We start from the raw sequence: 17,867 nt of genomic DNA on the forward strand, positions 1-17,867 counted from the left end.
CCGAAAGTGAGAGTGAGCATGAAATATCTGATGAAGTTCGGTGGGACATCGGTTGCCGATGCCCAGTGTATCCAGCGTGTTGTCGATATCCTGGAGAAACACCGCAAAGCAGGAGACGAACTCGCCGTTGTCGTTTCGGCACAGCGTGGCGTGACCGACCAGCTCATCGCGGTCGCGACCGCCCTTCCCACCGCAAAGGACAACTCCGCCATCGCCCCCCTGATCCAGTCGCTTTCCAAGCGCCACATCACGACCCTCGAAGGGGCAGCCCCCGATTACGTTGCAGAGGTCGGGGCGGATATGGAGGAGCACCTCATCAGGCTCCAGAACATCCTCAATGCGATCTACAACCTGCGGGAACTCACTCCCCGCTCGAAGGACTATATCATCTCGTTCGGCGAACGGCTCCTCGCCCCCATCCTCTCGGCCGCCCTGCGCCAGCGGGGTATCCCCTCGTCCGTGATGGACGGGTGCGAAGCCGGCATCCTCACCACCGCACAGCACGGGGAGTCAACGTCCCTTCCGGACAGCGACGAGCGGATCAAGCGCCGTGTCGGCCCCCTGCTCGGGAAGGAGATCCCGGTGATCATGGGGTTCATGGGCTGCACCCGGGACGGGATCCTCACCACGCTCGGCAGGAGCGGCTCGGACTACTCCGCCTCCATCATCGGCGCGGGAATCGATGCGGACGAGATCTGGATCTGGACCGATGTGGACGGGATCATGACCTGCGACCCCCGGGTGATCAACGATGCCCGCGTGATGACCTCGCTCTCGTACCTGGAGGTGATGGAGCTCTCGTACTTCGGTGCGAAGGTGATGCACCCCCGCTCGATCGAGCCGGCAATGCGGAAGAACATCCTGGTCCGAGTCAAGAACACCTTCAACCCCACCCACCCGGGCACGGTGATCGTAAAGAACGGCAAGCGGGACAACCGCGTAGTCAAGGCCCTCACGTACATCGACAAGGTCTCGGCGATCAACATCAACGGCGCCCAGATGATCGGCAGGCCCGGCGTGGCAAAAGCGATCTTCACGATCCTTGCCGACAACGAGGTGAACGTGCTGATGATCTCGCAGGGTTCGAGCGAGGCGAACATCTCGCTGATCGTTGACGAGACCCATGTCGCTGCCGCGGTAAAAGCTCTCGAAGAGCTGAAGAAGAAGTGCGTTGTCCGCGAAGTCTCGCACAACAATGATGTCTGTGCGGTCGCCGTGGTCGGGGCCGGTATGGCAGGGGCGCCTGGCACCGGTGGGCGAATCTTTACGGCACTCGGGAAAGCGGGTGTCAACGTGATGATGATCTCTCAAGGGTCGAGCGAAGCGAACATCTCGTTTGTCGTGAGCCAGAACGACGGCCCGCGGGCGGTCCGGGTGCTCCACGACGAGTTCCATCTCTCGGAGGAAAGCGATGAGTAAGACCATGGCAAAGAAACCTGCTGCAAAGAAAATGCCGGTAAAGAGACCGGCAGCGAAGAGCGCCTATGCCCGGGCCGGTGTGGATATCGATCTCGAAGCAACGGCGATCAGGGCCCTGATAAAGAACCTCAGCTACAGGCGGAAGGGGAAGGCGAAGATGATGGGCGCGGTCGGCCACTTCGCCGGCCTGATAGATTTCGGGGAGCAGGCCCTTGCCCTGACCACGGACGGCGTGGGCACGAAGATGCTCGTTGCCGATCAGCAGCAGGACTGGAGCACGGTCGGGATCGACTGCATTGCGATGAACGTGAACGATCTCTACGTGATGAACGTAGAGCCGATCGCGTTTGTCGACTACATTGCGACCGACAAGCTCTCCATCGACAAGATGGCCCAGATCGGGATCGGGCTGAACGAGGGCGCAAAGCAGGCGAACATCGATATCGTTGGCGGGGAGACCGCGTCCCTCAGGGGGCTCGTGAACGGCCTCGACCTTGCCGGCACCTGTTTCGGGATGCAGAAGAAGGATAAGATCATTTCTGGCGACAAGATCAAGCCCGGAGAGAAGATCATCGGCGTCCCGTCAACGGGTGTTCACAGCAACGGCCTCTCGCTCGCCCGGAGTGTTGTCGAGAAGTACGCGGGCTACGACAAGAAGTTTGTGGGAAAGAAGACCTTCGGGCAGGAACTCCTCACCCCGACCCGGATCTATGCCGAGAGCCTGAAGGTCGCAGCGACCTGCACGGTGCACGGCATGTGCCATGTCACCGGTGGCGGGCTGCTCAACTTCAACCGGCTCAGCAAGCACGGGTTCCGGTTCGATTCGCCCATCACCCCGCCCGCCATCTTCGGCTGGATCCAGAAGGCCGGGGATATTTCTGCGGTCGAGATGTACCGCACCTTCAACATGGGCATGGGGTATGCGTATGTGGTGCCGAAAGCGAGTGTGGCGTGCGTGCTGAAGATGGTGCCCGGAGCTCAGATAGTTGGGGAAGTCGTGAAGGAGCCCGGGGCGTTTTTGGGCGATCTTGAGATAACATAACCGAACGATCTTTTTTTAATCCCTTTTGGTATACTGCGTGGACCCGGCCGAAGGAGGCAACTCTTCAGATCGCAACGAATTCATACGAGAAACGAGAGAAGATTCTCACTCATGGTAGAATTTTCCCCGGTCAAGGACACCGATCTGGCAGCGATCCTGGAGATCTATAATCACTATATCCTGAATTCAACCGCGACATTTCACAGCGAGAAATTGTCCAGAAAAGATCTGAAAGAATTTCTCTTCATCTCCCATCCGAAATATCCATCATTTCTGATAAAGGATAATGACGAGACGATCGGGTATTGTTTTTTGACCCAGTACAAAAAGCGGCAGTCATACGACCGGTCTGCTGAACTGAGTATCTACCTGAAACCGGAATTCACCGGCAAAGGTATCGGCCCGGCTGCCCTGGGCCATCTTGAGGCAGCCGCAAAAAAGGCCGACATTCATGTGCTGGTCGGGACCATCTGCGGGGAAAACCAAGCAAGTATCCGGCTGATGGAAAGGGCCGGCTTTTCGAAGTGTGCCCACCTGAAAAACATCGGTGAAAAATTCGGAAAGGTTCTCGATGTCGTGGTGTACCAGAAAGAGATCTGAATTCCCATTAATTGAGAAAATTATTTTCCGGTCCTTGTTTTCCCTGCTTCATCCGCCACAACCCCAGCCGCGATCACCATGGCCGGAATTACAAGATATCTCAAACCGATCTGCGCTGCATAATCCGGCAGCGTCATCCCCAGCAGCCCGACGAGCACGATCAGATCCAGCACCCAGTTGGCGAGCAGCCAGACCATGCCGGTGACAACCGCCTCGCGTGTGTAATTCTTTTCAACCGGCCGGAAGCACCAGATGATCAGGATCGCGGCCGTGATCGATCCGACCACGATCATCAGCGACTTGAAGAGCTGTTGGTCGATGAGCAGCCCGTCTTTTCCATAGAACGGGATGGCGCAGACGAACGGGATGAGCCAGGTCAGGAAGGCGCCGATGAGACGGCGGCGCCAGATCGTATCGAATGTGAATGACAAGAGGAAACACCTGTGCTCAATTTCTCACCCTGCCGGACGATGAAGATGGAGGATTCGATCCGGAGCAATCGGATCGTTGTTGAAAATTTTTCATTACGATCACGATGGCAATTGAAAATTTTTTCCGGATCGATCGAACCCTGATGAAATTTTTTTCAGCAGACTTTGATGAAAATTTTCGGTCGGATCTCGATGTGCCATTCAAAAAGATCTTTGACGCTCCCGGGGCCTTTGCCCCCGCCGCGTGGGCGTCCCCCGGTTGCGATGATGCCGCATTACCCGGATACCATTTTGTAAAATATACGGAACAGGTAATTCCGGGACATCGCAAGCGCCCACGCCCCCTCGGGGCGGGCTGGCGCAAGGGGGGCGGATCTCCCTCGAAAGAATCTCCCACCGTCGAAAGACCCGATCCGGACCCCCTGTTTCTGTCCGAAATCAAGACCCCGGTCCATCCTAGCCTGAGTTATGCCCCTGTATTAGCGCTATTTGCGGATCATTTTTTACGACGTGAAAATGGTGAAAAAAGGGTACTTAGTCCCTCATTTTTCCGAATTAGGCCCTCATTTTAGGGTACTTAGTCCCTCACCTCTTTTCGGCAGGGGGATTCTCCGACGGTGATTCTCCAGAACAAAGGGGTGGGGATGCACCCTCTGAAAGGGGTATTTCTACCGACGGTGGGATCATGCCTCTGTCGGATCCCCCGACCCCGGTTCCCTCCCCTCCATTCCGGGTAACCGGTACTTCAGCTGTACCGGCATTCCCGTTAGCCGGGCCGGCAGTTCCCGGCTCACCGCTCTGCTGGATCTCTTCGAGCCCCGCAGTGGTCAACCGGAAGAAGCGGTAGGTCCCGTGCTTGGAGTAGACCCAGAGTTCCAGCCGGATCTGTTGCGATGGCGGGAACAGCCGGAGCTCGGCAATCATCCTGCGGCACACGAACTCGATCTCGCTCGCCGGCGCAACAATCTTTTCAATGCGCATGACCCGGACAAAGATCACGAGCATCACGGCCCGGATAAAAAAATCGCAGACACTGTCATGAGCGTACGTGACCCGCATTACGCAGCCGCGTTTCCGTGCAATCGCGACAGCATCATTGATGCCCCGCGTTGCCGGCCGGCCGCGGTTCATGGATGGGGCCTCTGTGGTTTGCTGGTGTTGATCATGGGGAGTGCTCCTGTGACGGGTGGCTGCGTGAATCAGTGATCGTGCCGGAAAATTTCATTGTGAGCGTAAGATATTGTATTATTTATTTTCGTAAGATAGATTTGGTTGGATCAATAACGTGATCAGAATCGCGATTGAAAATGTGAGCCGGTTTTACCAGACCTTGATGAAAGATTTGAGCGGCGGAGGTGAAGTTCGAGAGGGTGTAAAAAATATTTGAATATTTCAATCACTTATTTTGTTCTAATAAAAATCCAAGAGACAATCCTAACGTTTCAGATAATCCACCATTGACTAATTGAAAGAAAAACATTTTCTCTCTTCCATCTTTCTGAATTTCAACTCCATTATCATAGCAATTATAAGAAATAATTTTATTAAGTGGGATATTGGTTCCCTTTTGGCCGATAACCGGATGAAAAATTAATCTGGTATTTGTTAAAATTAGGTGTCCTCTTGATTTTTCGACTAATCTATCTTCTTTAACCATATGTCCTCGATAAGCCCCCACGCGATAACTTACTCCTTTTGCTACACGGAAAGAAAATCCATGTGATCCGCCAACATATCCAAGGTTAACAGATTTCATCTCTTTCCAAAAGGCAGTTGTAGCAAAATGTGCGGTCTCATTTTTCTTCAATACAATGGAGGCTGAATCTCCTTCAAAATGGACTACTGGGAGCTTTCCTTCATTTCGAATCATGTAAACATATTGATATGGGAGAATACGTTCATCATACTTGACATCCTCATTTGACAGATTCAATTGTTTTTGATAAGTGATCAGAGATTCAAGTTCGCCTTTGTCCAATTCTTTATCATTAGAAAAATTTTCCCATATTTCAGAAAAAATGCGTATTTGATCAGATTTGTGTGATTTCTTTAAAAAATCCATTTCAGGATCGGTAAGCGTTTTAGTATCAATAATTGTGTTTTTGATTCTAGTCAAATCACTCTGATATTGTGCTTCAATTTTTGCCCGTTCCGCTTTTTCTTTTGCCAAACAGGTATCACAAAGTTCTCTTCTTGAGAATCGTTGAAAAAAAGAAAATGGTGTACCACAATTTTTACAGAAGTTTGACATTTCTAAACCTCTATTTATTATAATGTCTAATTTTGATTGATGCTATAATATTTTTACTAATTTTATCGCAATCCCGTTAGAATCACAAATTGTGAGTAAAATTGCTCTCGCAATAGACGCGGCTAAAAATTTTAAGGGGATGTATTACGTTCTTTGGGGCTCCGTGCTGCTACACCCCCGCTGCGTAGGCATCCCCCGCGTTGCGATGACCCAGTCTTACCAGAACATATCATTCATAGGATGTGTTCTTGTTCTCTCACTCCGAGGCATCGCAACTGTGCCCCGTCCCCCAACGGGGGATTAGTGGCACAAGAAGGGGGCATCTGACTGATAATTTTCTCCACTCATCATCCAGCCGTACGCAGAGTTCACCACATCATCCATACAATTGCACGGTCCCTCCTTGTTGGGGGATCGCACGGGTACAGATCACTCGCGACAACGTCCCGTCACCGGAATACAAAAACAAAAAATCGTTCACTCAAAAAAAAGACGTGTCGGGTTTCCGCACCTACTCGTCTTCCGGCACATACTTTTCCTTCGTAACGCCATCGGCAATAATCCCGCTGTTGCCGCTCGGATCCTCAAGAATCAGCGTGATGGGGAACGTCCCGGTCTTCACCCGGGCAATATCCGCGAGGAGAGCGGTTGCGTTCTCCTTCTCTATGTCCGTGCCCCAGCGGAAGGCCCCTTTCACGACCTCCACGATCCGGTCGAGCACGCCCTCCACGTTCGAGACAAACCCCTGGCAGACGGGGCCGGGATCGATCCGGACGCCCAGTTCCGGGATCTCGATGCTGGCGCTCATGCTCCGGATCACGCGGACCGAGAGGTCGTCTTCTGTATGGATGGCCAGCGTATACCGCGCCGGCTCGTTGTGTTTTAAGAGCTGCGTATCGACGAACTTGTACCCGCACGAAGGGCAGATGGCGGAAATGATGAGGATATCGGAAAAATAAGGAATATTTTCTGTCTTATACAGGTATTCGATATCAGTATTGCAACAGGGACACGGACCCGGGACGACTACCTTCGTTTCTGCCTGCACTTATGCTCCACCGATCTTGTCGCGCGAGATCTTCACTGACATGGGGGTCAGCACCACGTAGCGCTGGTCGCCAAGGCCGATGATATCGCCATTGACATCCTTTGCCACTTCTTTTAGGTCCTTTAAGACGCGCTCATAGGAGATCTTGTCCATCTTCAGGCGGGAGATATCGACAATGACGATGTTGCCCGAGTAGACCTCGTCCTTGACGCGGGGGGTATCCTTGAGGTCGCTGATTGTCGCGATCTTGACGAGAAGAGCGGGGCTGCCGCTTCCGCGTTCCTCGTACGACGCGAGATCCAGTTCCATATAATCGTCGTCAGAGTGCGAAGCGCTCTTGCCAAGGAGGGTGTCTATGATCTTAACCATAAAAAAACTGTATGGTGAAAATTATTTAATAGTATCTATTTTCGGGCCACCGGATAGGTATTTCCTCCAAAAAAAAGGGCAAATCTGCGGTTTTTCCGCGCACTGGCCCACTATTTATCCGGGTCAGATTTCCATGTTCCAGATCTCGTCACCGACGTGATGGAACTTTTTGACCATTTTTCCCGCAGTTCCGGCACGCAGATCGGGCGCATCAAAGAGGGCAATCCCGATGGCAAGCGCCTTACCGTGCCGCTCATCGACGATCTGGACCGGGGCATTCGCCTTCACGTCATCCGTGCACGAGACGATCCCGGGGCGCATGATATCCGCGCCGTTCACCACGTACGGGATGGCGCCGGCATCGACCACGACCCGCCGCTCCGGAAAGGGGCACTGGAGAGCGCCCTTCAGCGTCGGGAAGACCCAGTCCTCCGTGGCCATCAGCATCGGCTTCTTGTTCACCATGAAGAGCGAGACATTCGCCGTGGTCTCAAGGACCTCGATCATCTCTGCGTGGAAGAGGGTTGATGACGGTCCGATCTGTTCTGCAAGGCGCGCCAGCAGGTCCTGCGCCTGGCTCTTCCGGATCGAATGGCGCTTCTTAACGACAATCTTTTTCATGGTTCTGCATCAACATTCAGAGCGCAGGCATGAAAAAAATTTGCATCCCGTTGAAAAAAATGCCTCTTTTGGCAGCAGGTCTCCTTCAGGAAACCTTATTGCTCTCAGGGGTCTACGGTATGTTTAAGTGATCCGCTCGCACATATATGTTACTCCAGAGCGATGGTAACAGGGTATTATTATGACCAAAAGGCCGTTGGATATTTTGGATCTGGTGCTGAACCGTCAGCCCGTTATTGTATCTCTCAAAGGCGGGAGAGAAATACGGGGCGTTCTCCAGGGATATGATGTACATATGAACCTCGTCTTAGACAAGGCCGAGGAAGTTGAGAACGGGCAGGTCCAGAAAGTAGGCACGCTCATCGTCCGTGGGGATAACGTAATTTATATTTCTCCATCACTCGAGCAATAAGGTGAATTAACATGACGAAAGGCACTCCATCAATGGGTAAGAGAAACAAGTTCTCCCACATCGCCTGCCGGCGCTGCGGGAAGATTTCGTTCCACGCCCAGAAGAAAGTCTGCTCTTCCTGCGGTTTTGGCAAGAGCACGAAGATCTCCAACTACAAGTGGCATTCAAAGCGACCAAAAACAGTAACGCATTAGAGTTGTACCATGTGTGGAATCGTTGGCATCGTGGATGCTGGCGGTGTATCAATCCAGCTCTACTATGCCCTGTACGCGCTCCAGCATCGCGGTCAGGAAAGCGCGGGAATATCTACATTTGACGGCACCCTGCTTCACAAATTCAAGGGAAGCGGGCTGGTTGCCGATGTTTTTTCCCCATCTGTTTTATCCGATCTGAAAGGTATGGTCGGTATCGGCCATGTCCGTTACCCGACAACCGGGTCAAACCTTCCCGAGAATATCCAGCCGCTGAACTTCCAGTTCCAGGATCATTTCATCTCCATTGCCCACAACGGGAACCTGGTCAATACCGGTGAGCTCCGGTCCGAGTACGAGAGTGCGGGCCAGATCTTCACGACCACGACTGATACCGAGGTCATTGCCAAGATCCTGATCGATGCGATCAGCAACGCGGGATCGGTCGAGGATGCGGTCAGCCGGTGCATGCACAAACTCGTAGGCTCCTACGCGGTGACCATCCTGATCGACGGGGTCATCTACGGTTTCCGGGATCCGCTGGGCATCAAGCCCTTCTGTATCGGGAAGACCGAGCACGGGTACATGCTCGCCTCCGAGAGTGTTGCCATAGATGCGCTGAGCGCGAAGTTTCTCCGGGACGTGAAGCCCGGAGAACTGATCCGGATCGATGCGGATGGTGTCCGGTGCATGCAGATCGCGGTGGCAGGAAAGCGTGCCCACTGTATCTTCGAGTACATCTATTTTGCCCGTGCCGACTCGATCATTGACGGCGTGCTTGTCTACGATGTCCGGAGAACGATCGGCCGGAAACTTTTCGAGGAAGACCCGGTGAAGGCAGACTCGGTCTGTTCGGTCCCGGACTCCGGGACGGCCTATGCGATCGGGTACGCGGAAGGGTCGAAGATCCCGTTTGTCGAATCTCTCATGAAGAACCGGTACATGGGGCGGACGTTCATCATGCCCACGCAGAAGGAGCGGGAGAGGGCGGTCCGGATCAAGCTCAACCCGATCCCGGGCCACCTGAAGGATAAGTCCGTGGTGCTCGTTGACGACAGTATTGTCCGGGGTACGACCTCGAAACGGATCATCGAGATGATGCGGGACGCCGGCGCCCGCGAGATCCACATGCGGATCGGCTCTCCCGCGATCAAGGCGCCCTGCTACCTTGGCGTGGACATGCCCACCCGGGGGGAGCTCATCGCGAGCAACAAGAACGAGGACGAGGTTCGGAAGTGCATCACGTCGAATACGCTCCACCATATCTCGCTCGATGCACTCACTGCGGCGATCGGGTTCGACCGCGAGAGTCTCTGCACGGGATGTCTCACCGGCTGTTACCCGCTCCCGATCGAAGGCGAGAAGGCAAAGACCTGCCAGATCAGTTTCGTGGACGAGACCGTCCAGTCCAAACTCGGGGCGTTTGAGGCATAGGCCTGCAGTTTTGCGGGATTATTGCCCCGATTTTAAAAAACCTTTAAACAATCAGAGATTGATAGTTTTGGAATAGCACGAACTTTTTGTGATACGCATGGCCCCTCCACCCCGCATCCTGATCGTTGATGATGATTCGATCATCACCCATCTTATCTCCACGATGCTCCAGAAGAAGGGGTATACCGTTATCGGGATTGTCACGAAGGGAGAGGAGGCGGTGATAAAAGCGGGGGAGCTGCACCCCGATCTCGTGATCATGGACGTCGGCCTGTCCGGGACAATGGACGGGATAGACGCTGCCCATTATATCTTCCAGCTCTTCCACTGCCCTGTCCTGTTCATCACGGGTATCTCGGATGAGGAGCGACTCGACAAGGTGAAGTACTCCCGGCCCTATGGGATCATCTTCAAACCGTTCACCATGATCGAGATCGCGACAAACGTAGAACTCGCCCTGTACAACCACACCAACCGGGTCGGGGCCAAGAATGAGTTTCCCGCGGGCGACCCGAAGAAGCTGGCCGATGTGCTGGAAGCCGTTATCGTGACGGACCGCCAGGGCCGGATCATCTATTACAACAATTATGCGGCGTGGTTCATCGACATTCCCAAAGAGAAGATCCTCATGAAGTACTGGAGGGAAGTGCTCATGCTCGTCCACGACCAGAGCGGCGAGCAGCTCAAGGATCCCATTGCAGAGGCCGCCAAGAACCAGACCGGCGTTGTGCTTGACACCCATACGGCGGTTGTGACCACCACCGGTAAAAACAGGAAAGTGCGTGTCTCGGTCCGCCCGGTCAAGGACGATCACGAACGGTTCCTTGCCGTCCTCTTCTCCATCAAGGAGAAGACGCCCAAACCCGGTGGTGTCTGAACACTGTTTTTTACGGCTGGCAGATCTTCATGGAGAATAATATCAGGTACGCGTTCAACCGTTTCGCACAGGAGATGCCCGGCGGGAGCATAGTATTCCGGATCTGCGGCAGTTTTACACTGCTGCGGTCTGGGCAGCAGAGTCCGGAACACCGGAGCCGGAGGTCCTCGATATCGGGGCGGGCACCGGCCTGATGAGTGCGTACCTGCTCGAAAAGTTCCCGCAGGCGCACCTGACGCTCATTGATATTGCTGAAAATATGCTGGAGATGGCCCGGCAGCGGTTTTCCGGCCGCGATCATACCCGGTATGTGGTGAGCGATTACTCCACGGGCGATCTGGGCGGACCATACACCATAGCCTGCTCGGCCCTCTCGATCCACCACCTCGATACCGAAGACAAGCGCCGTCTTTTCAGGCGAATCTATGCTGCACTCGCACCGGGCGGGATGTTCGTGAATGCGGACCAGGCGGATGGCGAGACCCCGTACTTCCGGGAGCGGTACCTGGAGTACTGGAACGCATTTTTCAGGACCGACCCGATGACGGCATCGCAGCAGGCGGAGATCATGAACCGCCGCGACACCTTTGATAAAAACGAGAAACTTTCGGACCAGCTGGTGTGGCTCCGGGAGGCCGGGTTTTCAGATGTGGATGTTGTGTACCGGAACCGGACATTCATGGTGACCGTGGCAAGGAAGAACTGACCGTCCCGGCGTCCCCCCACCCGGGAAATAACGGATGACCCTGCATACGCCGGTGGAAAATCATGCCTGCATTTTTTCTGACATCCGCATGACTTTATTATCTCCGGTCAATACCTATCAGACAGTGACCATTCATGACACCAATCCGACGTTTCCTGATAATCACGCTGCTCCTGCTCTGCCTGGTCCTTCCCGCAGTGAGTGCTGCCGCCTCCACGGCCGCTATTTCATCGGCCCCGGCAGTGACGACGGGTGTTCCCCCGTATAATGTCTCCGTCTACCTCGTCGACACCCGGGCAGCGGTTCTCGGGGAGAACTGGACCGAGGTCATACGAGTTACGACGCGCGGCCTCGCATGGTACCCGGAGAATGCCGATCTCCTCTGCCAGCAGGGATATGCCTACCGGAAGACGGGTCAGTACCAGAAATCTGTTGACACCGTGTCGCAGGCCATCCCGCTGGATCCAAAACCGGTCCGGTATGCGAACCGGGGATACGGGTACCTCGCGCTTGGCAATGATACCGCCGCCCTTGCTGATGCTGAGGCCGGCATCGCCCTCAACGCGACCTACCCGGTAACCTACGGGGTAAAAGCCCTGGCCATCAGTGGCATGGGGAAGAACCCTGAAGCCCTTGACGCAATCGGGACCGCTATCGCCCTCACACCCGATAGTGCCCACTACTGGCATGTAAAGGGGAGGATCCTGGCCGCTGAAGGGGACTGCGCCGGTGCCGCAGCAGCACTGGAAAAATCCATTGCGCTCGATCCCACGTACACACTGCCCTACCCGGGCTTTGGCAGTGCCGGTGAGAACCTTGCAGACCTGAACACTGCCTGCGCGAAGACAGCATCCCCGCAGGCGACAGCAAAATCCCCTCTCGGATGGATAGCGGTTGCCGGTGTTATCGGGGCAGTGATCGTAGCTGGTTCCCGGCGCTGAAGCGGTCTGCAAACCCGCCCGGCCGTGCAGGATAAGATCAAAACTGTTTTTTATCATGATGGAGAGAGTCACCAGATAACGAGTCTGGCATCTCCCGACCGGGCCGGATGTTTTCTGCGCACCTCCGAACTTCCCGGTAATGAGGGTGACTCCGGTAAGGAGCGGCTGCCACCACCCGTTCCGGTAATCCCATGGATATCATCACGATTCTGGTATTTTCCTGCCTCGCATCGGCAATCATTACATACGGTCTTGGCATTTCGGTTTATACAAAAAACCCGAAATCACCGGTCAACCGCCTCTTCCTTGCTGCAATGCTGACTGCATCCTTCTGGGCAGCCGGGGAGTTCCTCATCTGGCAGTCCACCGGCCCGGACGAGATCCGGTTCTGGCTGAAAGCGAGTTCCATCTGGCCGCTCGTTCTCGTTCTCACCCTGCATTTCGTTCTTGCCTTCACCCGCCACCCGCTTTCAGAACGCCGGAACCTGAAGTACCTCATTGTCTTTCTCTATATCCCGGCTGTTATCATCTCCCTCCTGGAGATCTTCACCGAACTGGTTTTCACCGTCACCTACCTGCCCGGCCGGGGCTACATCTATATTCCTGCAGTGGGCAGCCCCGTCTATTATGCACAGGCGGTCATGTTCTTCTGCCTCTCGGCATTTTTCCTGTATATCTGCATCTCATCCTGGAAGAACGAGGAGAAGAAGAGAGAGCGCGAGCAGATCCTCCTGGTGATGCTCGGTGTCATTCCCATCATGTTCTCCGGGATCATCTCCGTCCATCTCCTCCCCTACTGGGGCATCCATATCCCGAACCTCGTCTTTCTCGGGTTCGTCTGGTTCTCCCTCCTGATCACGTCGGCAATCATCTGGCGCGGGCTCTTCATGCTGAGCATCACGAGCGCGGTGACCGATATCATCCAGACCATGCCCGACAGTCTCATTCTTGCGGATGAAAACGGCCGGATCCAGGTCTCCAACCGGTCAGCAACTGCCCTGTTCCGTGAAATATCCCCGGACATAAAAAACCAGGTGATCGGCACGCTCCTTCCACGGCAGAGCGGTGAAGCCATACAGAATGCGATACGGGATCGGAGCACATTTACGGACATGGAGGTGGTTCTTGACACACGGGATTACCGCGTTGTGAGCATTGCCGGATCCCCGGTTATCGATCCTGACGGGAATCCCGGGGGCATTGTCCTGATCATCCGGGATATCACCGGCCGGAAGGCCACCGAGCGGGCACTTCGGCTGGTCAATGAGAAGCTCTCGCTCTTAAGCCAGCTGACACGGCACGACATCAACAACCAGATCCTGGCCCTGAACGGGTACCTGCAGCTTGCAAAAGAGAAGGCGGGTTCACCCGGCCAGGAACGGTATATCGCTGCCAGTATGAGGGTTGCCGGGAAGATCGAGAGCCACCTCCGGTTTTCCCGGCAGTATGAAGAGATCGGAAAACACGATCCCGTCTGGCAGCCTGCCAGGGGGCTGATCGAACAGGCAATCAGCGATCTTGCTCATGACGGGGTTGATATCCACGTCAATGTCCCGGTCGTGGAACTCTATTCGGATCCACTCACCGAGAAAGTATTCTACAACCTGCTTGAGAATGCCCTCCGGCACGGAGGGGACCACCTCACCACGATCCGCATATCTGCCGCAGCAGCCGATGGGGACCTGGTTATAATATTCGAAGACAATGGTGCGGGGGTTGCAACAGATGAGAAAGAGCAGATCTTTGCCCGGTTTTATGGGAAAAATACCGGCCTGGGACTTACGTTCTCCCGGGATATCCTGTCCGTAACCGATATCCACATCACCGAGACGGGGGTTCCGGGAACGGGGGCGCGGTTTGAGATTCGTGTACCTCCCCAGTCCTGGCGTTATGCCGGATAAATCGGAAAAACTCCATATCCTGACATGACTGTACCGGAGAAGACATTATCAAAAGAAGTAGCGAGGAATGGATTTGAACCATCGATCTCCGGGTTATGAGCCCGGCGGGATATCCTGACTACCCTACCTCGCTTCCTATCTATGGTCAGGACTATAATATAGTCGGCATCCGTTGATATACTTTACTCACCTCCCTCTGATAGGGGTATTTCCGCTAGGATTAAATCGGACGGCACCGGTATATTGAAACCATGGATGATGATCTCGTACGGTTACGGGAGAAACGGATGCAGGAGATGACAGAGAAGATGCAGCACGGTAAGAAGGGCGGAGTGAAGAGCAGCGTAGAACATATTGACGAGATGCACTTTCAGCAGTTCGTGACCACCAACCCGTTTGCGGTCATCGACTTCTGGGCGGAATGGTGCGGCCCCTGCCAGCGGATCGCCCCGATCATGGAGGAGCTCTCGATCGAGTTTTCAGGGCGGGTTGCATTCGGCAAGTGCAACACCGATGACAACCGGCGCCTCGCCATGCAGTTCAACATCGATGCGATCCCGGCAATGATGCTCTACTCCCGCGGCCAGCTGGTGGACCGGATCATCGGGGCATACCCCAAGGAAGCGATCCGGGAGAAGATCGTCCGGAAGTTCGGGCTCGATTAATCTCTTCTTCCCCGCGTGGTCATCCCCCGGCCGGCAGGTGAACCTGCACGGCGGGGACATCATCAAAAGGTTTACCCATTACCGGCTCTTACTATGAGGTAATGGGCGATACGGGCAGTCCCTCATCGAAGATTATCAAATCACTCGGCCTCGTCTTTGGGGATATCGGGACAAGCCCCATCTACACGATCGGTGCCATCCTCCTCTTCCTGCTGCCCACCACCTTCAACATCTTCGGGCTCCTCTCCCTGGTCACGTGGACCCTGCTCATCATCATCACGGTCCAGTACATCTGGCTCGCCATGTCGCTCTCCGACAAGGGGGAAGGGGGAACCATCGTGCTCAAGAATATCCTTGACACGCTGTTAACGCCCGGCATCGCCGCATCAGCGGTCTCCGTTCTCACAATCATCGGGGTCGCCCTGTTTATCGGCGATGGTGTGATCACACCCGCCATCAGTATTCTCTCGGCCGTGGAAGGCATCCTGCTGATCCCGGGATTTGAGGGAATCGACCGGTTCGTCCTCCTGCTCATTGCAGCCTCTATCGCCATCGGGCTCTTTTATATCCAGCGCAGGGGAACCGATCGCGTTGCCTGGACCTTTGGTCCTGTCATGACGATATGGTTTTCGGCCCTTGCGGTTTTCGGCGTCATATCCATCATCGGGGCCCCGCAGATCCTCTTTGCCTTAAGTCCCACCTATGCCATCGAGTTCATCCTCTACAATGGCTGGGCATCGCTCATCGTGATGTCTGCGGTTATCCTCTGCGTCACCGGGGGGGAGGCGCTCTATGCCGACATGGGTCACCTGGGCCGGGAACCGATCATCAAGGGCTGGGTCGTGGTCTTCCCGGCGCTCGTGCTCAACTATCTCGGACAGGGCGCCTTTGTCATCATGACCGGCGAGACCCATAATACCCTCTTTGCGATGATCAACCATATCAGCCCCTTCATCCTCATCCCGTTCCTCATCTTAAGTATCTGTGCCACGGTTATCGCATCGCAGGCCATGATCTCCGGCATGTTCTCCATCGTGTACCAGGGCATGATGACCCGGATCATCCCCAAGATGAGGGTCGAGTATACCTCCCCCGAACTCCGGTCCCAGATCTACATCGACGCTGTCAACTGGATGCTCCTTGGCGCCGTGCTGCTGGTGATCTTCGAGTTCCAGTCGTCGGAGAACCTCTCGTCCGCGTACGGCCTTGCCGTTTCGGGCTCGATGACGATCTCTGCTATCCTGATGACGATCATCTTCCTGAAGAAAGGCTCGCTGGGGAAGATGCTCATTGCCGGCGTCCTCATCCTGCTGGACACGATCTTCTTCATCTCAACGCTCCTGAAGATCCCGCACGGCGCCTACTGGTCGTTCTTTATCGCCATGATCCCGCTCATCGTCATTGTCACGTTCATTCTCGGCCAGGAGAAACTCCATACCCTGCTCAAACCGCTCCCGCTCGAGGAGTTCCTCCCCCGCTATCGTGAGTGTTACGCGAACCTGCACAAGATCCGGGGGACCGCGCTCTACTTTATCGGGGATATCCGGTATCCCTCTCCCTACCTCCCCCAGGTCTTCTTCCAGAACGAGATCATCTACGAGAACAATATCCTCGTCTCCATTGCCATCACCGAAAAACCGTTCGGGGTTTCTACGGATTTCGACACGGGTGTAGCCCCCGGGCTCCATATCTTCCGCATCTCGTGCGGGTACATGGAGATCGTGGACGTGGTCAAGCTGTTGCAGGAGAAGGGAATCGACGAGAAGACGATCTTCTATGGTATCGAGACCATCGTCTCCGACAAGGCCATCTGGAAGATCTATGGTCTCATCAAAAAGAACACGCCGCCGTTCATCCAGTTCTATTCCCTGCCCCCCGAGAAGATCCACGGCGTGGTGACAAGGGTCGTGATGTGATCCTGCGGTGATTTACAGGAACGATGCTGTACGGTTTCCCGATCCTGCCTTAAATGCAGCCCACTTGTTTTCCTGAATCTTCCTGAGGCAAGAGCGGCCACGGGCCGATGGCATTCCCGTGGCCGTCTGCCCGGACCCGGCGCATCGCCGTCTCTTCGTGGTTCTTGTTGCACACCGGCGTTGTGGATTCCGTCATGGGTCTCTCTCCGCAATTACCCTCCCCTGATCCCTGCCGGCAGGTATGGGGATTGATCCCGTTTGTGCTATCTTTGATGCAACATTGATGTCGGGGGACGGTCAACAGGTAAAGCAGCAAACCGGGTGTTATGTGGATGCCAGCATCGTGATCCAGGGAGTCCTCGTCGGTCTCATCCTTGCCGTACCGGTCGGTCCCCTCTCCCTTATGTGTATCCGGAGGACCCTCTCGGAGGGCCGGCTCCACGGGATCCTCTCCGGTATCGGGGTGACCGCTGCCGATGCGGTGTATGCCCTTGTAGCGTTCCTCGGTCTCACTGCCATCTCCGGCCTCATCATCTCCCACGTGCTCTTCCTGCGGGCATTTGCCGGGCTCGTCCTGATCGCGGTGGGCCTGCGGATCATCTTCTTTCTTCCTGACGGGGAGAGTGAAAAGACCGGGCAGGAGAGTTATACCAGGGACTTTCTCTCGATGCTGACGCTGGCCATCGCCAGCCCGATGACGCTCCTCTTCCTCATGGTGACCCTTCCCGGTTACGGGCTGGTCTTTGGCGGGACGTCGCTTTTCGCAGCCGGGGAGTTTGTCGCGGGGTTTGTCCTCGGGTCTGCTGCATGGTGGGTCATCCTCTGCGGGGCGGTGGGATCGCTCCGCTCCCGGATCAGCCCGAACATGCTCGTCCTGATCAACCGCATATCCGGTCTCCTCATTGTCTGCGTGGGCGCCGTCATGATCAGTGAGCCGCTCCTCATCCTGGCAGGTCTTTTTTAGTCCATAACAGCCAGCGATTCCCGTTCCCGGCAACGAATACTTATATTTTCTTTTGCGCCAACAATTAAGCACGTAATTT

At 55.0% G+C, this 17,867-nt stretch carries 21 protein-coding genes and 1 tRNA gene; 14 read left to right on the forward strand and 8 right to left on the reverse strand.

The genetic code is table 11. The features are described from left to right. Positions 1–18 precede the first annotated feature (18 nt). From LUQ43_RS04655 to LUQ43_RS04665, 3 genes are all read left to right on the forward strand, one after another. Positions 19–1,419, forward strand: a complete 1,401-nt coding sequence (locus LUQ43_RS04655) for an aspartate kinase (RefSeq protein WP_299964455.1) — start codon at positions 19–21, stop codon at positions 1,417–1,419. Positions 1,420–1,423: 4 nt separating this feature from the next. After that, positions 1,424–2,461, forward strand: a complete 1,038-nt coding sequence (gene purM, locus LUQ43_RS04660) for a phosphoribosylformylglycinamidine cyclo-ligase (RefSeq protein WP_299964457.1) — start codon at positions 1,424–1,426, stop codon at positions 2,459–2,461. A 111-nt stretch (positions 2,462–2,572) separates the two neighbouring features. Next, the gene (locus LUQ43_RS04665) at positions 2,573–3,061 is read left to right on the forward strand and encodes a GNAT family N-acetyltransferase (protein ID WP_299964460.1); all 489 of its coding nucleotides are present in this window, start codon (positions 2,573–2,575) and stop codon (positions 3,059–3,061) included. A 20-nt stretch (positions 3,062–3,081) separates the two neighbouring features. On the opposite strand, the gene LUQ43_RS04670 is transcribed toward LUQ43_RS04665, so the two are convergent. After that, positions 3,082–3,492 carry a hypothetical protein gene (locus tag LUQ43_RS04670; protein WP_299964462.1) on the reverse strand — a complete coding sequence of 137 codons (411 nt, stop codon included), beginning with the start codon at positions 3,490–3,492 and terminating at the stop codon, positions 3,082–3,084. A gap of 104 nt (positions 3,493–3,596) precedes the next feature. Between LUQ43_RS04670 and LUQ43_RS04675 the strand changes: the two genes are divergently transcribed. Next, on the forward strand, positions 3,597–4,064 hold the full coding sequence (locus LUQ43_RS04675; RefSeq protein WP_299964465.1) for a hypothetical protein: 468 nt from the start codon (positions 3,597–3,599) through the stop codon (positions 4,062–4,064). A gap of 13 nt (positions 4,065–4,077) precedes the next feature. Here the strand turns inward: LUQ43_RS04675 and LUQ43_RS04680 are convergent, their stop codons facing one another. The 5 genes from LUQ43_RS04680 to LUQ43_RS04700 form a co-directional block, all read right to left on the reverse strand. Continuing rightward, positions 4,078–4,623, reverse strand: coding sequence for a hypothetical protein (locus LUQ43_RS04680; RefSeq protein WP_299964467.1), 546 nt, complete (start codon positions 4,621–4,623; stop codon positions 4,078–4,080). Positions 4,624–4,888: 265 nt separating this feature from the next. Continuing rightward, a complete protein-coding gene (locus LUQ43_RS04685; RefSeq protein ID WP_299964469.1) occupies positions 4,889–5,743 on the reverse strand; it encodes a hypothetical protein in 855 nt (284 codons plus the stop codon). Between the two features lie 511 nt (positions 5,744–6,254). Then, entirely contained in the window at positions 6,255–6,791 is a 537-nt protein-coding gene (locus tag LUQ43_RS04690) for a ZPR1 zinc finger domain-containing protein (RefSeq protein WP_299964472.1), read from the reverse strand. Beyond that, the gene (gene sepF / locus LUQ43_RS04695) at positions 6,792–7,160 is read right to left on the reverse strand and encodes a cell division protein SepF (protein WP_299964475.1); all 369 of its coding nucleotides are present in this window, start codon (positions 7,158–7,160) and stop codon (positions 6,792–6,794) included. A gap of 123 nt (positions 7,161–7,283) precedes the next feature. Beyond that, the gene (locus LUQ43_RS04700) at positions 7,284–7,781 is read right to left on the reverse strand and encodes an RNA-binding protein (protein WP_299964477.1); all 498 of its coding nucleotides are present in this window, start codon (positions 7,779–7,781) and stop codon (positions 7,284–7,286) included. A gap of 181 nt (positions 7,782–7,962) precedes the next feature. Between LUQ43_RS04700 and LUQ43_RS04705 the strand changes: the two genes are divergently transcribed. The 7 genes from LUQ43_RS04705 (at position 7,963) to LUQ43_RS04735 (ending at position 14,243) form a co-directional block, all read left to right on the forward strand. Further along, on the forward strand, positions 7,963–8,193 hold the full coding sequence (locus LUQ43_RS04705; RefSeq protein ID WP_299964479.1) for an LSM domain-containing protein: 231 nt from the start codon (positions 7,963–7,965) through the stop codon (positions 8,191–8,193). 11 nt (positions 8,194–8,204) lie between these two features. Further along, positions 8,205–8,387, forward strand: coding sequence for a 50S ribosomal protein L37e (locus tag LUQ43_RS04710; protein ID WP_299964482.1), 183 nt, complete (start codon positions 8,205–8,207; stop codon positions 8,385–8,387). Between the two features lie 9 nt (positions 8,388–8,396). Further along, positions 8,397–9,818: an amidophosphoribosyltransferase gene (purF, locus tag LUQ43_RS04715; protein ID WP_299964485.1), complete on the forward strand. Its 1,422-nt coding sequence runs from the start codon at positions 8,397–8,399 to the stop codon at positions 9,816–9,818. Positions 9,819–9,915: 97 nt separating this feature from the next. After that, positions 9,916–10,695, forward strand: coding sequence for a response regulator (locus tag LUQ43_RS04720; RefSeq protein ID WP_299964488.1), 780 nt, complete (start codon positions 9,916–9,918; stop codon positions 10,693–10,695). Between the two features lie 193 nt (positions 10,696–10,888). Further along, entirely contained in the window at positions 10,889–11,401 is a 513-nt protein-coding gene (locus LUQ43_RS04725; protein WP_299964491.1) for a class I SAM-dependent methyltransferase, read from the forward strand. A 134-nt stretch (positions 11,402–11,535) separates the two neighbouring features. Beyond that, positions 11,536–12,342, forward strand: coding sequence for a tetratricopeptide repeat protein (locus LUQ43_RS04730; protein WP_299964494.1), 807 nt, complete (start codon positions 11,536–11,538; stop codon positions 12,340–12,342). 191 nt (positions 12,343–12,533) lie between these two features. Then, the gene (locus LUQ43_RS04735; protein ID WP_299964496.1) at positions 12,534–14,243 is read left to right on the forward strand and encodes a histidine kinase N-terminal 7TM domain-containing protein; all 1,710 of its coding nucleotides are present in this window, start codon (positions 12,534–12,536) and stop codon (positions 14,241–14,243) included. Positions 14,244–14,301: 58 nt separating this feature from the next. Here LUQ43_RS04735 and LUQ43_RS04740 read toward each other — a convergent pair. Beyond that, positions 14,302–14,376: transfer RNA gene (locus LUQ43_RS04740), tRNA-Met, on the reverse strand. Positions 14,377–14,494: 118 nt separating this feature from the next. On the opposite strand from LUQ43_RS04740, the gene trxA reads away from it, so the two are divergent. Together trxA and LUQ43_RS04750 are read left to right on the forward strand one after the other, a co-directional pair. Then, positions 14,495–14,908: a thioredoxin gene (gene trxA, locus LUQ43_RS04745; protein WP_299964498.1), complete on the forward strand. Its 414-nt coding sequence runs from the start codon at positions 14,495–14,497 to the stop codon at positions 14,906–14,908. Positions 14,909–15,009: 101 nt separating this feature from the next. Further along, positions 15,010–16,824 (forward strand): KUP/HAK/KT family potassium transporter, encoded by a 1,815-nt coding sequence (locus LUQ43_RS04750; RefSeq protein WP_299964500.1) that lies wholly within the window; start codon positions 15,010–15,012, stop codon positions 16,822–16,824. Positions 16,825–16,873: 49 nt separating this feature from the next. Here LUQ43_RS04750 and LUQ43_RS04755 read toward each other — a convergent pair whose 3' ends face one another. Next, positions 16,874–17,020, reverse strand: a complete 147-nt coding sequence (locus tag LUQ43_RS04755; RefSeq protein ID WP_299964501.1) for a hypothetical protein — start codon at positions 17,018–17,020, stop codon at positions 16,874–16,876. 132 nt (positions 17,021–17,152) lie between these two features. On the opposite strand from LUQ43_RS04755, the gene LUQ43_RS04760 reads away from it, so the two are divergent. Next, complete coding sequence (locus LUQ43_RS04760) at positions 17,153–17,788, forward strand: LysE family transporter (protein ID WP_299964502.1); 636 nt, start codon at positions 17,153–17,155, stop codon at positions 17,786–17,788. The last annotated feature ends 79 nt before the right edge of the window (positions 17,789–17,867 follow it).

The sequence above is a fragment of the Methanoregula sp. genome (genome assembly GCF_028679125.1).
GTDB lineage: Archaea > Halobacteriota > Methanomicrobia > Methanomicrobiales > Methanospirillaceae > Methanoregula.

What these genes read in the sequence shown, in the direction of transcription:
- LUQ43_RS04685 (WP_299964469.1), bottom strand. Translation starts at nt 5,743, where the DNA reads ATGTCAAACTTCTGTAAAAATTGTGGTACACCATTTTCTTTTTTTCAA.
- LUQ43_RS04665 (WP_299964460.1), top strand. Translation starts at nt 2,573, where the DNA reads ATGGTAGAATTTTCCCCGGTCAAGGACACCGATCTGGCAGCGATCCTG.
- LUQ43_RS04750 (WP_299964500.1), top strand. Translation starts at nt 15,010, where the DNA reads ATGGGCGATACGGGCAGTCCCTCATCGAAGATTATCAAATCACTCGGC.
- LUQ43_RS04680 (WP_299964467.1), bottom strand. Translation starts at nt 4,623, where the DNA reads ATGAACCGCGGCCGGCCGGCAACGCGGGGCATCAATGATGCTGTCGCG.
- trxA (WP_299964498.1), top strand. Translation starts at nt 14,495, where the DNA reads ATGGATGATGATCTCGTACGGTTACGGGAGAAACGGATGCAGGAGATG.
- LUQ43_RS04755 (WP_299964501.1), bottom strand. Translation starts at nt 17,020, where the DNA reads ATGACGGAATCCACAACGCCGGTGTGCAACAAGAACCACGAAGAGACG.
- LUQ43_RS04730 (WP_299964494.1), top strand. Translation starts at nt 11,536, where the DNA reads ATGACACCAATCCGACGTTTCCTGATAATCACGCTGCTCCTGCTCTGC.
- LUQ43_RS04725 (WP_299964491.1), top strand. Translation starts at nt 10,889, where the DNA reads ATGAGTGCGTACCTGCTCGAAAAGTTCCCGCAGGCGCACCTGACGCTC.
- purM (WP_299964457.1), top strand. Translation starts at nt 1,424, where the DNA reads ATGGCAAAGAAACCTGCTGCAAAGAAAATGCCGGTAAAGAGACCGGCA.
- sepF (WP_299964475.1), bottom strand. Translation starts at nt 7,160, where the DNA reads ATGGTTAAGATCATAGACACCCTCCTTGGCAAGAGCGCTTCGCACTCT.
- LUQ43_RS04710 (WP_299964482.1), top strand. Translation starts at nt 8,205, where the DNA reads ATGACGAAAGGCACTCCATCAATGGGTAAGAGAAACAAGTTCTCCCAC.
- LUQ43_RS04675 (WP_299964465.1), top strand. Translation starts at nt 3,597, where the DNA reads ATGGCAATTGAAAATTTTTTCCGGATCGATCGAACCCTGATGAAATTT.
- LUQ43_RS04700 (WP_299964477.1), bottom strand. Translation starts at nt 7,781, where the DNA reads ATGAAAAAGATTGTCGTTAAGAAGCGCCATTCGATCCGGAAGAGCCAG.
- LUQ43_RS04705 (WP_299964479.1), top strand. Translation starts at nt 7,963, where the DNA reads ATGACCAAAAGGCCGTTGGATATTTTGGATCTGGTGCTGAACCGTCAG.
- purF (WP_299964485.1), top strand. Translation starts at nt 8,397, where the DNA reads ATGTGTGGAATCGTTGGCATCGTGGATGCTGGCGGTGTATCAATCCAG.
- LUQ43_RS04735 (WP_299964496.1), top strand. Translation starts at nt 12,534, where the DNA reads ATGGATATCATCACGATTCTGGTATTTTCCTGCCTCGCATCGGCAATC.
- LUQ43_RS04720 (WP_299964488.1), top strand. Translation starts at nt 9,916, where the DNA reads ATGGCCCCTCCACCCCGCATCCTGATCGTTGATGATGATTCGATCATC.
- LUQ43_RS04655 (WP_299964455.1), top strand. Translation starts at nt 19, where the DNA reads ATGAAATATCTGATGAAGTTCGGTGGGACATCGGTTGCCGATGCCCAG.